15 protein-coding genes are annotated in these 13472 nt (G+C 65.8%); 10 read left to right on the top strand and 5 right to left on the bottom strand.

Annotated features, from left to right (window positions below):
* Window positions 1-43 precede the first annotated feature (43 nt).
* On the top strand, window positions 44-910 hold the full coding sequence (gene fghA / locus O3300_RS13595; RefSeq protein WP_305053241.1) for an S-formylglutathione hydrolase: 867 nt from the start codon (window positions 44-46) through the stop codon (window positions 908-910).
* 9 nt (window positions 911-919) lie between these two features.
* Here fghA and O3300_RS13600 read toward each other — a convergent pair whose 3' ends face one another.
* The 4 genes from O3300_RS13600 to O3300_RS13615 form a co-directional block, all read right to left on the bottom strand.
* The gene (locus tag O3300_RS13600; protein ID WP_077402643.1) at window positions 920-1585 is read right to left on the bottom strand and encodes a dienelactone hydrolase family protein; all 666 of its coding nucleotides are present in this window, start codon (window positions 1583-1585) and stop codon (window positions 920-922) included.
* A gap of 177 nt (window positions 1586-1762) precedes the next feature.
* A complete protein-coding gene (locus tag O3300_RS13605; RefSeq protein WP_305053242.1) occupies window positions 1763-4081 on the bottom strand; it encodes a xanthine dehydrogenase family protein molybdopterin-binding subunit in 2319 nt (772 codons plus the stop codon).
* Window positions 4074-4541: a (2Fe-2S)-binding protein gene (locus O3300_RS13610; protein WP_034782880.1), complete on the bottom strand. Its 468-nt coding sequence runs from the start codon at window positions 4539-4541 to the stop codon at window positions 4074-4076. The genes O3300_RS13605 and O3300_RS13610 overlap by 8 nt, the downstream gene beginning before the upstream one ends.
* 16 nt (window positions 4542-4557) lie before the next feature.
* Window positions 4558-5856, bottom strand: a complete 1299-nt coding sequence (locus tag O3300_RS13615) for a cytochrome c (protein WP_305053243.1) — start codon at window positions 5854-5856, stop codon at window positions 4558-4560.
* 194 nt (window positions 5857-6050) lie between these two features.
* On the opposite strand from O3300_RS13615, the gene O3300_RS13620 reads away from it, so the two are divergent.
* The 9 genes from O3300_RS13620 to O3300_RS13660 all read left to right on the top strand — a co-directional run bounded on the left by O3300_RS13620 (window position 6051) and on the right by O3300_RS13660 (window position 12898).
* Window positions 6051-7703: a Na+/H+ antiporter gene (locus O3300_RS13620; protein WP_077402630.1), complete on the top strand. Its 1653-nt coding sequence runs from the start codon at window positions 6051-6053 to the stop codon at window positions 7701-7703.
* Window positions 7704-7898: 195 nt separating this feature from the next.
* The gene (locus O3300_RS13625) at window positions 7899-8480 is read left to right on the top strand and encodes a YfiR family protein (protein WP_289898996.1); all 582 of its coding nucleotides are present in this window, start codon (window positions 7899-7901) and stop codon (window positions 8478-8480) included.
* 8 nt (window positions 8481-8488) lie between these two features.
* Entirely contained in the window at window positions 8489-9748 is a 1260-nt protein-coding gene (locus O3300_RS13630; protein WP_289898997.1) for a diguanylate cyclase domain-containing protein, read from the top strand.
* 16 nt (window positions 9749-9764) lie between these two features.
* Window positions 9765-10268, top strand: a complete 504-nt coding sequence (locus tag O3300_RS13635; protein ID WP_099664550.1) for an OmpA family protein — start codon at window positions 9765-9767, stop codon at window positions 10266-10268.
* Between the two features lie 38 nt (window positions 10269-10306).
* Window positions 10307-10777: a gluconokinase gene (locus O3300_RS13640; protein ID WP_305053589.1), complete on the top strand. Its 471-nt coding sequence runs from the start codon at window positions 10307-10309 to the stop codon at window positions 10775-10777.
* 71 nt (window positions 10778-10848) lie between these two features.
* The gene (locus tag O3300_RS13645) at window positions 10849-11166 is read left to right on the top strand and encodes a DUF3144 domain-containing protein (protein WP_092712778.1); all 318 of its coding nucleotides are present in this window, start codon (window positions 10849-10851) and stop codon (window positions 11164-11166) included.
* Window positions 11166-12086: a fatty acid desaturase gene (locus O3300_RS13650; protein ID WP_305053244.1), complete on the top strand. Its 921-nt coding sequence runs from the start codon at window positions 11166-11168 to the stop codon at window positions 12084-12086. The genes O3300_RS13645 and O3300_RS13650 overlap by 1 nt, the downstream gene beginning before the upstream one ends.
* Before the next feature lie 75 nt (window positions 12087-12161).
* On the top strand, window positions 12162-12557 hold the full coding sequence (locus tag O3300_RS13655; RefSeq protein WP_289911621.1) for a helix-turn-helix domain-containing protein: 396 nt from the start codon (window positions 12162-12164) through the stop codon (window positions 12555-12557).
* Window positions 12539-12898, top strand: a complete 360-nt coding sequence (locus O3300_RS13660; protein ID WP_251351174.1) for a hypothetical protein — start codon at window positions 12539-12541, stop codon at window positions 12896-12898. The genes O3300_RS13655 and O3300_RS13660 overlap by 19 nt, the downstream gene beginning before the upstream one ends.
* Before the next feature lie 4 nt (window positions 12899-12902).
* Here O3300_RS13660 and O3300_RS13665 read toward each other — a convergent pair whose 3' ends face one another.
* Window positions 12903-13445, bottom strand: coding sequence for a gamma carbonic anhydrase family protein (locus O3300_RS13665; RefSeq protein WP_305053245.1), 543 nt, complete (start codon window positions 13443-13445; stop codon window positions 12903-12905).
* Between the last annotated feature and the right edge of the window lie 27 nt (window positions 13446-13472).

Consider the following 13472-nt stretch of genomic DNA (forward strand, 5'->3'; position numbering starts at 1 on the left):
CTCCCCCACTCTGGCTATACTGTGAGATTAACGAGGAGAATTCATGCTGGAACTGTTGAGTGAACACGCCTGTTTTGGCGGCGTACAACGCTTTTATCGCCACGACGCGCAAGCCATCGGCTTGCCCATGCGTTTCTCGGCCTTCATTCCCGACATGGCGCCAGGCGCCGCAGTCAGCACCAAGCGCCCCGCCCTGTTTTACCTGGCGGGTCTGACTTGCACGGAAGAAACGTTCATGATCAAGGGCGGCGCGCAGCGCGTGGCCGCGGAAGAAGGCTTGATCCTGATCACCCCCGACACCAGCCCCCGCGGCGCGAACATCGCGGGCGAGAGCGACTCCTGGGATTTCGGCGTGGGCGCCGGCTTTTACGTGGACGCCACCGAGGCGCCGTGGAGCAGCCACTACCGCATGTACAGCTACATCCTGGAATTGCGTGCCTTGCTGGAGCAGGAACTGGCGATCGACGCGCAGCGCACGGGCATTTTCGGCCACTCGATGGGCGGCCATGGCGCGCTGGTGCTGGCCTTGCGCAATCCGGCACTGTTCCGCTCCGTTTCCGCCTTCGCCCCCATCGCCGCACCGAGCCAATGTCCGTGGGGCAAGAAAGCGTTCACGGGCTACCTGGGCAGCGACGAGGCCAGCTGGCAGCAATACGACGCCAGCGCGCTGATGCGCGGCCTGCAGGGCCAGCCGCCGCTGTTCCCCGAAGGCATCTTGATCGACCAGGGCCTGGCCGACAAGTTCCTGCCCGAGCAACTGTTCCCCGACGTCTTCGAAGCGGCATGCCGCGACGCTGGCCAGCCCCTGCAGCTGCGCCGCCATGCCGGCTACGACCATGGCTATTACTTCATCGCCAGCTTCATGGAAGAGCACCTGCGCTTCCATGCGAAGAACTTGCGCGCCGCCTGAGCCGCTGTGCTACTGCGCCGTGCTGGTATGCCCGTTGAAATGGCGCGTGTACCAGTCCGTCGCCAGCAAGGCGGCCTGGTGGCGCGTGTCGGGGCCGCCAGGGGCGGCGATCTGTTCCAATTGTTTGTCGCAGCGCAAGGTGGCGAACGCCATGCGGTTCAGGCCAGCCACGTCGGGGTCGCGCCCGCCCACGATCAGCAGGGACGGCACGCGCACGTTTTCCAGCGCCGCCTTGCCGGCCATTTCCACCTGGCCATCGCACACGGCCAGCGCGGCGATTTCCGCGCTGCGCCAGGCCGCCAGCTGCATCACGACGGCCGCGCTGGTGCCATAGCCATACAGGCCGCAGGGCAAGCGCCGCGTGGACGGGTCGAGCTGCAGCCAGCCCAGGGCTTTTTCCAGCTGGCGCGCCAGCAGCACGATATCGCTGCGCACGAAATACGCGTGGCCATTGCTGCCGCCGCCAGGCTCGACGCCGCCCTGGTCGAAGCGCAGGGTGGCGATGCCCGCCCGCAAAAAATCCTGGGAAGTGGCGTGACTGGAAGCGCCCAGGTAGTCGCTGTCGGCGCCTGCACCGTGGGCAAACAGGACGATGCCCACCGGCCGTTCGGGCATTTCAAGCACGCCATCCATTTGAAGTTCATCGGCCGTAATGCTGACAAATTGTTCTTGCATGGTTGCCTCCGCAATCGAACTGGGATCAAGCTAAAGCTGAAGTCAAGCTGTACGCTGATTTTACGCTGATCTTGCCGGGCCGGGGACAGCCTGCGTGCCCCGGGCGGCCAACTTCAGTGTAGCAGCCCGCGGCCATTCCTGCGCAGCCGTTCGCGCATCGTCACCGGCAAGGCAGGACTATACGGCGCCGTGCCGGTCCAGCCCCTTCAGCACGGCTTCCGGGCGGATCGGCAAATGCCGCACGCGCGACGCCACGGCGGCGAAGATGGCGTTACCGATAGCCGGCGCCACGGCCGTCGTGGGCGGTTCGCCCATGCCCGTCGCCGTATGCGTGCTGGCAACGAATTCGATGTCGAGCTCGGGCACGTCGGCCATGCGCAGGGGCGTGTAGGTATTCAGGTTGGTATCCTTCACTTCGCCGTTCAGGAAAGCCGTGCCTTCATGCAAGGCCATGCTCACGCCCCACAGGGCGCCCCCTTCCGCCTGCGCCAGCGCGCCATCGGGGTCGACGATGCTGCCCGCATCGATCACCATGAACAATTTTTCGACTTTCACCATGCAAGTGCTGCGGTCCACCTTGACCCGGGCGACGCACGCCGTCCAGGTGGGCATGTCGCGTTCCTGGCCGAACGTGGCGGCGATGCCCAGGCCCGTGTCGGGCGGCATGGCCTTGCCCCAGCCCGCCTTGTCCGCCACGCGCTGCAGCACGTGGGCCAGGCGCGCGGCGCCGCCGACGGCGTTCGGCGCGCTGCCCCCATTGCGGCCCGACGCCTGCAGCAAGGACAGGCGGAACGCCAGCGGATCGACCTTGGCCGCCTGCGCCGCCTCGTCCATGAAACTTTCCACAGCCCAATTCGTCCAGCCGGGGCCCACGGAGCGCAGCCAGCCGGGACGGAAACTGCTGTTGGCCAGGTCGTTCGACACGGCCCGCACGCGCTGCGCGCCCACCGCATACCAGTGGTCGGCGCCGGCGATGGCGAACGGGTCATACGGATGGCCCTGCTTATCCTTGGCCAGGAAGGCGGGGATCATGGCTTGCGTGGGCCAGCCGGCGCTGGCCTCGTGCACCATTGCCGACACCTTACCCGCATCGTCGAACGCCATGCGCACATGCTGCACGGACGGCGAACGGGGCGAATCGAAGCGGGCATCGTCGGCCCGCGTGCAAATCATCTTGACGGGGCGCCCCACGGCTTGCGCCGCCAGGGCGGCCGGCACGCAATAATCGCCATTCAAACGCCGCCCGAAACCGCCGCCCAGCAGATAGGTGTGCAGCATGACCTTGCTCTCCGGCACCTTCAGCGCCTGCGCCAGCACGGGCAGGATCAACGATTGCCACTGGTTGCCCGCATGAATGTGCCAGACGCCGTCGATTTCCTGCGCCAGGGCATTCACGGGTTCCAGCTGGAAATGCAGCACGGTGCTGGTCGTGTAGTGGCGCTCCAGTTGCAGGCTGGCATCCTTGAACGCTTGCTCCACGCCATCATCATCGACCACGCGCGCGCCCAGGCTGGCATCGGCCAGCTGTTTGGTGGCGTAGTTGAGGATATCCTGCTCCGCCACGTGGGCCGCCGCGCCGGCCCGCCATTTCACCTGCACCAGGTCAGCCGCGCGCATGGCGGCCGCATACGTGTCGGCCACCACCATGACCCAGCCGGGCACCGTGCCGCTGGGGTCTTGCAAGGCGAACGAACGCAGATAGCCCTTGACCTTTTTCGCGGCCGTATCGTCGATGGACACCACTTTCGCGCCGTAGCGCGTGGGCGGAATCTTCGGGCGCGCATACAGCATGCCCTCGACGTGCGCATCGATGCCATACACGGCCGCGCCATTGATTTTCGCGGGAATGTCCAGCGCCTGCACGTGCTGGCCGATCAGGCTGCGCTGCTGCGGCGTTTTCAGCACGATGGCTTTCAATTGCTCCGGCGTGTACTGGCGCGCCAGCTTGCCACGGCGCACGATGTCGCCATAGCTGATCGACCGTCCCCGGCCGTGCACGACGCCCAGCCTGGCGTGGCAGGCGGACACGGGCACGCGCAGCAGGCGCGCGCCCTCCTCGACCAGCGCCAGGCGCCCGGCTGCGCCAGCACGGCTGAGCGGGTCGAAATTCTGCCAGACGGACCAGCTGCCGCCCGTCACCATCAAACCCCATTTCGGGTCCGTGTCCACGTAATGCAGGCGTATCTTGCTCCAGTCCGCTTCCAGCTCTTCGGCAACGATGCGCGCCAGGGCCGTACCGATATGCTGGCCCATTTCCGCCTTGGAGATATTGACAGTGATCATGCCATCGCGGCCGATCTGGAACCAGATACTGGGGTCGAACACGGGCGCGGCCGGCTTGGCGGGCGGCACGCGTGCCACCTTGCTGTCGGCCAGGGAGCTGTCGGCGCGCAGGAAGGCCAAAGTAAACCCCGTGCCGGCGGCGGCGATCAGGAAACCGCGCCGGCCCAACGAGCTGGGACGGGCAGCAGAATTTTCTTTCGGCAACTTAAACACCGGGCGCCTCCTGCATGCCGGCCGCCAGCTTGATGGCCTTGCGGATGCGCACATACGCCATGCAGCGACACAGGTTGCCGCTCATGACGGCATCGATATTCGCATCCGTCGGTTGCGGATAATCTTTCAACAAGGTGGCCGCCTGCATGATCTGGCCCGACTGGCAATAGCCGCACTGGGGCGCCTGCGTGGCCAGCCACGCCCGCTGCAAAGGATGCGTGCCATCGGGCGAGAGGCCTTCGATGGTGGTGATGGCACAGCCGGCCACGGCGGCAATCGGCGTGATGCACGAGCGCATGGCGCGGCCATCCACGTGCACGGTGCAGGCGCCGCACATGCCGATGCCGCAGCCAAACTTCGTACCCTTCAAGTTGACTTCATCGCGCAGCACCCACAGCAGGGGCGTCTCGGCGTCGGTCTCGGTGCCGAAGGGCTGGCCATTCACGGTAATGTTATACATAAGAAACTTTCAAGAGTTACTTGCCGGCGCGCGTGCGCGCCACGGCCGCTTCCAGGTTCGTCCAGGCCGGCTGGTGGCTGCGGCTGCGGCGCAGATAGGCGGCCAGCTGGGCCACGTCATTGTCCGTCAGCGAGGCGGCAAAGCCGGGCATCAGTACGCCGGGCATGGCCGCATCCTTGCTGATGCCGTGCAATATCACCTGGATCAGGTTGGCGGGGTCGGGCGCGCTGACGGCGCTGTTCAGGCTCAGTTCCGGGCGCAGGGCCACGGGCCGGCCATCGCTGTTCGAGTGGCACGACGCGCAGGCGGCCACATACAGGCTGGCGCCACGGTCGTTGTCGACCAGGCTGACCCTCTGCGAGCGGGCGATGCCGGCCTTGACCACGGCATCCGTATCGACCTGGCGTTGTTCAGCGCCGGCCACGCCGGCAAAATATACGGACAGCGCGCGGATATCGCTATCGGGCGAGGCGCCCATGCCTTCGTGCACGACGGCCGACATGGGCCCTGCCGCCACGCCGTGCAGGGCCGTCGCGCCCGTGCGCAGGAAGGCGTACAGCTCGTCCTGCGTCCATGGCAAGGGGGCCGTGTTGGCGCTGGTCAAGGCCGGCGCATACCAGTGGTCGATGGCCGCGCCCAGGTAGGACGAACCGGCCAGTTCGGCGCCCAGCGCATTGCGCGGCGTGTGGCAGGCGGCGCAATGGGCCAGGCCTTCGGCCAGGTAACGGCCCCGGTTCCAGTCCAGTCCTTGCGCAGGATCAAGCTGAAAAGGCGCTGGCTTGAAAAACAGCAACTTCCATCCCGCCTGTAGCGGCCGCAAGTTCAGGGGAAACGGCACGGTATTGGCGGGCGCCACCGCATACACGGGCGGGCGCGTCATGAAATACGCGTACAAGGCCGTCAGGTCAGCCTCCGAGACGAGGTTGAAATGGGTGTACGGAAAGACGGGATACAAATGGGCGCCATCGCGGCCCACGCCTTCACGCATGGCCCGCTGGAAGGCGGCCAGCGACCAGCGGCCGATGCCCGTTTGCCGGTCGGGCGTGATATTCGTCGCATAGATCGTGCCGAACGGCGTGGCCAGGCCGTGGCCGCCCGCGTAATCGGTGCCGTCCCTGGCCGTATGGCAGGCGGCGCAATTGCCCATGCCCGCCAGGATGCGGCCCCGCTCCACCACTTGCGGGGAAAATGCCGTGGCGGCAGGCGGATCGATGGGCGCCAGCGCGGGGCGCCAGTAATACAGATACGCGGCCAGGGCCGCCACGATGAGCAATGCCAGCGACAACAACAGGCCGGTGAAGATTTTCTTGAGCAAAACAGGAACCAGTGAAAAGTAAAGGCCAGGGTGTAAGCAAGGCGCACGGGCCGCCGGCCAACGGCGGCGGCAACAGGGCCACAGTGATAATCTTACCGCGATTGTGACTTGTTGTATGTACGCAATGACACGCAGGCAACGCCGCAGGCGGGCTGCGCCTTATAATCAGCGTTTCAGCACGCCGCCGCTCCTTCATGCATACCGTTACCATCATCCTCATCCTCGTCCTGACCGTCGTCCTGTGCGGCTTTCTCGCCCGCTCGCGCTGGGTCAGGCTGCCGCTGCCCCTGATCCAGATCGCCGGCGGCACGGGATTGGCCTTGTTTGGCGTGCAAGTGCCGCTCGACCCCGACATTTTCTTCCTGCTCTTCATCCCGCCGCTGCTGTTTCTCGACGGCTGGCGCATCCCCAAGGGCGCCTTCTTTTCCGACGCGCGCTCGATCCTGATGCTGGCCATCGGCCTGGTGCTGTTTACCGTGCTGGGCATGGGCTTTTTCATCGACTGGCTGATCCCCAGCGTGCCGCTGGCCGTCGCCTTCGCGCTGGGCGCCATCCTGTCGCCGACGGACCCCGTGGCCGTCTCGGCGATCGCCGCCGGCAACCCGATCCCGCCGCGCCTGATGCACATCCTCGAAGGCGAATCCTTGCTCAACGACGCTTCGGGCCTCGTCTGCTTCACGTTTGCCGTGGGCGCCATGATGACGGGCGGCTTTTCCATCGGCGCCGCCTCGCTGAGTTTCCTGCAGGAAGCGGGCGGCGGCATCGTCATCGGCCTGGCCATCTCGTGGGGCGTGGGCCTGGCGAATAAATGGCTGGTGAGCAAGGTGGGCGAAGAACCGGGCCTGCAAATCCTCATCAGCATACTGATCCCGTTCGCCGCCTACCTGGGCGCCGAGCAAATCCACGGTTCCGGCATCCTGGCCGCCGCCACGGCGGGCGTGTCCATGCATTACGCCGACCTGATCGGCCGCCCGCTGGCCGCCACGCGCACCCAGCGCAAGGCCGTGTGGGATACCGTGCAACTGGTCTTGAATGGCGTGATCTTCGTCATGCTGGGCGCGCAGCTGCCCGCCACCGTCGCCGGCTTGCCGGCCGCCTCCGCCGAAATCGGCGCCGGCAGCGCCTGGAAGCTGCCCCTGTTCGTCATCGCCATCACGGTGGGGCTGACCTTCATGCGCTTCCTCTGGGTCTTCATTTCCATGAAACTGACCCTGTTCAAGCACCACAAGAAAATCGCGGGCGAACCGAAGGATGCGGCGCTGCTGGCGCGCCCCAGCCTGCGCCTGCTGCTGGTGGCGTCGTTCGCGGGCGTGCGCGGCGCGCTGACCCTGGCCGGCATCCTGACCCTGCCCCTGTTCTTGCCCGATGGCAATCGTTTCCCGGCGCGCGACCTCGTCATCTTCCTGGCCATGGGCGTGATCCTGCTGTCGCTGCTGCTGGCCAGCGTCACCCTGCCCCTGCTGACCAAGGGCCTGGTGTTCGCGCCGCCCGCGCGCCGTTCGACGGAAGAGCGCAATGCCCGCGCCGCAGCCGCCGAAGCGGCCATCGCGCGGCTGGAAAAAGTGTGCGAAGGCATCGACAAGAATGACAAGCAGCAAGTCGTCACGGAAGCGGCCAACCGCCTGATCGAAGCCTACCGGCGCCGCCTCGCGTATGGCGAAAGCAGCAACGACGAGGCGATGCGCTTGCAGGAACTGGCCAAGGCCGAGCGCGCGCTGCGCCTGGAAGCGCTGAATGCGGAGCGCGATGAACTGTTCCGCCGCCGCATTTCGGGCGAACTGGACGACACCATCCATTTGCGCCTGCTGCGCGAAATCGACTTGCTGGAAGCGACACTGGAAGAATAGCAACACTCTGGCGTGCCACGGCAGTGTTGACAAGTAATTCTCATGGCAAAGAATGCAAGTTTTCACATTCGTGTTTATAATGCAAGGTTGTATGGCGTAGCGCCGTGATTTACTTTCAACCGGGACTTCCGTAGAGTCTGTGTTGCTGAGTAACAGTATAAGTAGCCACCCGACCCGAATAAAGACACCGACGCCGTGCCCTCTTCCCCCCGCCACCGGCAGCGCTCCGCGCCGCCAGCCCTGTTTGCTGTCGTGCTGCTGGCTTCGCTGCTCGCCGGCACCGCGCTGGCGCCGTGCGCGGCATGGGCGCAAGCGGGCGCGGCGGCCGACGCCAGGCGTCCCGCCGAGGTGGCCCAGGTCCTGTTTGGCATCGTCAGCTATGTGCGCTGGCCCGTGGCGCGCCAGGAAGTGCGCGTCTGCATGGTCGGTGCGCCCCGTTACGGCGCGGCCATCGTCGACACGCCCGCCTCCAGCCTGGGCCAGCGCATCCGCGTGAAAATCCCGGCGCTGGCAAGCGCGGCCAGCGAATGCGACGTCGTCTACCTGGGCAGCCTGCCCGAGGGCGAACGCGAGCACTTGCTGGCGCAGCTCATCGGCAAGCCGATTTTATCGGTCGCCGAACCCGGCACGTCGTGCACCGTGGGCACCATGTTCTGCCTGCGCCTGAACGAGGCGCAGATCGGCTTTGACGTCAACCTCGACGCCATCGCCCGCAGCGGCCTGCGCGTGCATCCGAACGCCTTGCAAATTGCACGTCGCAAGGGACCGCCGCCATGAGCGCCCGCATGAGCACCAAGCCTGCCCGCACGCCCCGCCCCACGCTCGACAGCGTGCTGCGGCGCGCCCACCTGAGCGTGTCGCTGATCGCCGTGCTGGCGGCCGGCCTGACCCTGACGGCCGTGGCGCTGCTGGCCCTGCGCGTGTATTCGGACCAGAACCTGCGCCTGGTGGCCCGCTCGATGAGCTACACGGTGGAAGGGGCCGTCGTCTTTGGCGACTCCCAGGCCGCCAGGGAAGCGCTGGCCTTGATCGGCGTCAATGAAGATATTGACCAGGCGCAGGTGAGCGACACGGCCGGCAAGGTGCTGGCCCGCTGGGAACGTGGGCAACATGGCACGCGCTACTACATCGAACGCGCGCTGACGGGCTGGATGCTGCCCGATTCGCTGACTTTCCCCATCACGCGCAATGAACAAGCCATCGGCAACATCACCCTGGTGCCGCACAGCCGCAGCCTGCTGCCCTTCCTGCTCAGCGGCCTGGCCTGCCTGCTCGCCTGCCTGGTGCTCAGCCTGGCCGTCGCCGTGCGCCTGTCGCGCCGCATGGAAACGGAAATCACGTCGCCCCTGCGCCACTTGGCGGAAACGGCCCACCGCGTGCGGCGCGACCGCTCGTTCGAACTGCGCGTACCGCCAGCCAATATTGCCGAGTTGAACCAGATCAATGACGACTTCAACGCCCTGCTCGACGAACTGGAAGCATGGCAAAGCCATCTGCAAAAGGAAAACGCCTCGCTGTCGCACCGCGCCAACCACGACAGCCTGACGGGTCTGTCGAACCGCGCCTTCATGGAAGCGGAGCTGGAACGCGCCATCCTCGAAGCGCGGGTCGGCAATGGCAAGGTGGCCGTGCTGTTCCTCGACAGCGACCGCTTCAAATACATCAACGACACCTTCGGCCATGCCTCGGGCGACCGGGTGCTGGTGACGATCGCCGCGCGCATCAAGCAGCAATTGCGCGAGGGCGACCTGGTGGCGCGCCTGGGCGGCGACGAATTCGCCATCCTGCTCAAGCCGCTGCGCAACAGCAGCGACGCCATGCACATCGCCGACAACATCATCGCCGCCATGGCGCAAGCCATTGAACTGCCCACTGGCAACAGTATCGTCAGCTCGCTGACCATCGGCGTGGCCGTCTTCCCCGACCACGCCATCGACGCCGTCTCGCTGGTGGGCGCGGCGGATGAAGCCATGTACCGCGCCAAGCAGGCCCAGCGCGGCACGCGCCAGGTGGCGCGCCTGCCGCAACCCCATATTCACCCCTGAACCAAGGAGCAACACCATGCAATTTCTCTACAAACAATTACGCCGCGGCGTCCTCGGTCTGTTCATGCTGGGCCTGCTGGCCGCCTGCCAGAGCACGCCAGAAATCAAACCGCTGTTCAACGCCGAGCAAGTCGCCACCTTGAAGGAGCAAGGCTTCAACCAGACCGACGAAGGCTGGGAACTGAGCTTTACGGACAAGCTGCTGTTCGAATTCGACGCCGCCAAGCTGACGGCACCGAGCCGCAACGCCATCCAGAAAATCAGCGCCGCCCTGCTGAAAGTGGGCATTACCCACATGCGCGTGGAAGGCCATACGGATAACGAAGGCACGGAAGCGTACAACAACAAGCTGTCGCTGGCGCGCGCCAACGTGGTGGCCGACGCCATGAGCGCATCGGGCATTCCGCGCGACAACATCACCGTCAAGGGCCTGGGCATGAGCAAACCGGTCGCCTCGAACGCCAGCAAGACGGGCAAGGCGGAAAACCGCCGCGTCACCGTCATCGTCTCGGCGCCTTGACCTTGCACCTGGACGTGCCAGCCGTGCGCTGGGTCGTGATGGGCGTGTCCGGCTGCGGCAAGAGCGCCGTCGGCAGTCTGCTGGCCGAGGCCCTGCACGTGCCCTACGTGGAAGGCGACGACGTGCATTCCCCGCAAAACGTGGCCAAGATGGCGGCCGGCATCCCGCTCGACGATGCCGACCGGGCCGGCTGGCTGGCCGCCCTGCGCGAACGCATCGCTGCGGCGCGCGCGCAAGGCAGCGGCCTCGTCGTCTCTTGCTCGGCCCTGAAGCGCGCCTACCGCGACGTGCTGCGCGCAGGCGACCCGGCCCTGCGCTTTGTCCACCTGGACGGCCCGCGCGCCGTGCTGGAAAGCCGCTTGCAGCGCCCGGGCCACTTCATGCCCGCCAGCCTGCTCGACAGCCAGCTGGCCACCCTGCAACCGCTGCAGGCGGACGAGGCCGGCATCGTGCTCGATATCCGCCAGCCGCTGGCCGTGCTGCTCGAACGGATCCTGCAAACGCCCTGACTGGCAGCCGTGCGGCTGGACAGCCTGCGGCCCCCTGTGTAGACTGGCGCGCACTTTCATGAGGGATTTCTATGAGCACACCAACGACAAAACCAGCACCGGGCCCGGAATTCTGGGAACGCGCCGACCAGGTCATCGCCCTGGCCAATGAGCAATGCATGCACAGCGGCGGCAATGAAGTGGCCACCTCGCTGCTGTACGCGGCCGCCCGCTTCAACGCCTTCCTCGTCGCCAGCAAGAGCAACGACGTGGCCAAGATGCAGGCAGAGAAGGAAGGCGCCGTGGCCTTCTTCACGGAACAGTACAAGCGCATGCTGACCGACAACTTCAACGATTACATCACCAACTTCGACAAGTACACGCAACCGTCGTCGGCCCCCAAGGGCTGATGCCAACGGCCAGCCTGGACAGTCACCGCGTCCGCGCCAGCCACGCTGGCGAAGTGCTGGACGGCGTGGTGCGCTGCGCGCCGTTGCCATCGCTGTGGCTGACGGCCATGCTGGCCGGCGCCGTGACTGGCGCCCTGCTCTTCTTCAGCTGGACGGGCGTGGCGCTGTTTATCGTCAGCACGGCCATCGTCCTGCTGTTCGGCCACTCGCTGGGCAGCCACCGCAAACTGATCCACGACAGCTTCGCATGCCCGCAATGGCTGGAATATGTACTCGTGTACCTGGGCGTGCTGGTGGGCCTCAGCGGCCCGCTGGGCCTGCTGCGCCAGCACGAGCTGCGCGACTATGCCCAGCGCCTGCCCGATTGCCACCCCTATCTGCGCCACGGCGCCGGCTTCTGGCGCGATGCCTGGTGGCAACTCCACTGCCGCCTGGACCTCGACCGCCCGCCCCACATCGCCATCGAGCCGCGCATCGCGCACGACCGTTTTTATCGTTTCCTGGAAAAAACCTGGATGCTGCAGCAATTGCCGTGGGCCATGCTGTTCTATGCCTGGGGCGGCTGGGGCTACGTCTGCTGGGGCGTCTGCGCGCGGGTCAGCGCCGGTGTGCTGGGCCACTGGCTGATCGGCTACTTCGCCCACAACCATGGGCAAATGCACTTTCATGTCGACGGCGCCGCCGTGCAAGGTCGGAATATCCGCCTGACGTCGCTGCTGACCATGGGCGAATGCTGGCACAACAACCATCACGCGTATCCGGGTTCAGCCAGGCTGGGCCTGCTGCCGGGCGAATGGGACCCGGGCTGGTGGATGCTGCTGCTGTTGCGGCGCCTGGGCCTCGTCTCCGGCCTGCGCCTGCCGCATGACCTGGCGCCGCGGCCGGAATTGCGCCAACGGTTGCCCGCCGATAGTTATTGACCAATCGTTCACCAATGCCTATAGTGTAAGCAAATACGGGACATCCCGCCCCGCCGCACGCATTGCTTACGTACCATGGCCAGACCGCGCAACTTCGACGAAACGACCGTCATCAGCCAGGCTGCCGCCGTCTTTGGCAGCCTGGGCTACAACGCCGCATCGATCGATGACCTGGTCAAGGCGACCGGTTTGCTGCGCGGCAGCCTGTACAAGGCATTCGGCTCCAAGCGCCATCTATTCGAGCGCGTGCTGGCGCAGGCGCTGCAGCCTGGCTGGCCGGCGCGGGAAGAAGCGGTCGACTTGCTGATCATCGCCTTGAAGGAACTGGCGCCCTCCGACGCCGCCATCACGGCGCTGTGCCGCGCCGCCGTGCAGGACACGGGCGCCGGGACGGCCCGCCTGCTGGGCGAACGCCTGTTAAGCCATCTGGATCAACCACCAAAGGAGACACCATGCCTGTCCTCGAATTGAACGACGATGCACTGACCATCAGCCTGGCCCTGTGGGAGAAGCTGGCCTCCTTTCACGGCAACCTGCGTATTCCCCTGCAGCATGTGCGGGGCGCCACCGACGATGACGGCTTTCGCGGCACGGCCCTGGGCTTGCGCGCCCCGGGCACCAACCTGCCTGGCGTCATTTCGGCGGGCACCTACCACAAGGGGGGCGACCGCCAGTTTGTCTTCATGACGCGCGGCACGCAGCCGCTGGTCATCGAATTGCAGGGCGAAAAGTGGGCGCGCCTGGTACTCGGCGTGCCTGACGCGCGCGCCATGGCGGCGCGCATCAATGCGCTGGCCACGGCGCCAGCCTGACGCATCAGCCCGGCTCGCCGCCCGCCAGGTAATTGTTCTTCACGCGCACGTAGTGCTCGGCCGAATAGCGCAAGTAGGCGATCTCGGCCTCGGTCAGCGCGCGCACCTTGGCGGCGGGACGGCCCACGTACAGGTGGCCGCTTTCCAGCACCTTGCCCGGCGACACCAGGCTGCCCGCGCCCAGCATCACGTGTTTTTCCACCACCACGTCATCCATGACGATGCTGCCCATGCCGATCAGGCACTCGTCGCCGATGGTGCAGCCGTGCAAGATCACGGAATGGCCGATGGTGACGTACTTGCCGATGGTCAACGGTGAACCGTCGGGCTTGGCCGCATTCCTGTGCGACACGTGGCCCATGGAAAAGTCCTGGATATTGCTGCCTTCGCCGATGACGATGCGGTTGACGTCGCCGCGCAGCACGCTGTTGCACCAGATGGAACAGTCGTCGCCGATCTGCACGTCGCCAATCACTTGCGCCGTGTCATGCAGGTAGACGCGCTCGCCCAGCACGGGAAGGGTATTCAGGTAAGAGCTTATAGGCATTGTCTTCTCGTTTCTTTAACATTAAAC

Origin of the sequence: Janthinobacterium sp. SUN206, from assembly GCF_030587305.1 — a bacterium.
In the GTDB taxonomy this organism is placed as follows: domain Bacteria; phylum Pseudomonadota; class Gammaproteobacteria; order Burkholderiales; family Burkholderiaceae_D; genus Janthinobacterium; species Janthinobacterium kumbetense.

Bases quoted from the DNA above. Each gene is read 5' to 3' on its own strand.
- fghA (WP_305053241.1), top strand. From the start codon at position 44: ATGCTGGAACTGTTGAGTGAACACGCCTGTTTTGGCGGCGTACAACGC.
- O3300_RS13600 (WP_077402643.1), bottom strand. From the start codon at position 1,585: ATGCAAGAACAATTTGTCAGCATTACGGCCGATGAACTTCAAATGGAT.
- O3300_RS13610 (WP_034782880.1), bottom strand. From the start codon at position 4,541: ATGTATAACATTACCGTGAATGGCCAGCCCTTCGGCACCGAGACCGAC.
- O3300_RS13620 (WP_077402630.1), top strand. From the start codon at position 6,051: ATGCATACCGTTACCATCATCCTCATCCTCGTCCTGACCGTCGTCCTG.
- O3300_RS13630 (WP_289898997.1), top strand. From the start codon at position 8,489: ATGAGCACCAAGCCTGCCCGCACGCCCCGCCCCACGCTCGACAGCGTG.
- O3300_RS13635 (WP_099664550.1), top strand. From the start codon at position 9,765: ATGCAATTTCTCTACAAACAATTACGCCGCGGCGTCCTCGGTCTGTTC.
- O3300_RS13640 (WP_305053589.1), top strand. From the start codon at position 10,307: ATGGGCGTGTCCGGCTGCGGCAAGAGCGCCGTCGGCAGTCTGCTGGCC.
- O3300_RS13645 (WP_092712778.1), top strand. From the start codon at position 10,849: ATGAGCACACCAACGACAAAACCAGCACCGGGCCCGGAATTCTGGGAA.
- O3300_RS13650 (WP_305053244.1), top strand. From the start codon at position 11,166: ATGCCAACGGCCAGCCTGGACAGTCACCGCGTCCGCGCCAGCCACGCT.
- O3300_RS13655 (WP_289911621.1), top strand. From the start codon at position 12,162: ATGGCCAGACCGCGCAACTTCGACGAAACGACCGTCATCAGCCAGGCT.
- O3300_RS13660 (WP_251351174.1), top strand. From the start codon at position 12,539: ATGCCTGTCCTCGAATTGAACGACGATGCACTGACCATCAGCCTGGCC.
- O3300_RS13665 (WP_305053245.1), bottom strand. From the start codon at position 13,445: ATGCCTATAAGCTCTTACCTGAATACCCTTCCCGTGCTGGGCGAGCGC.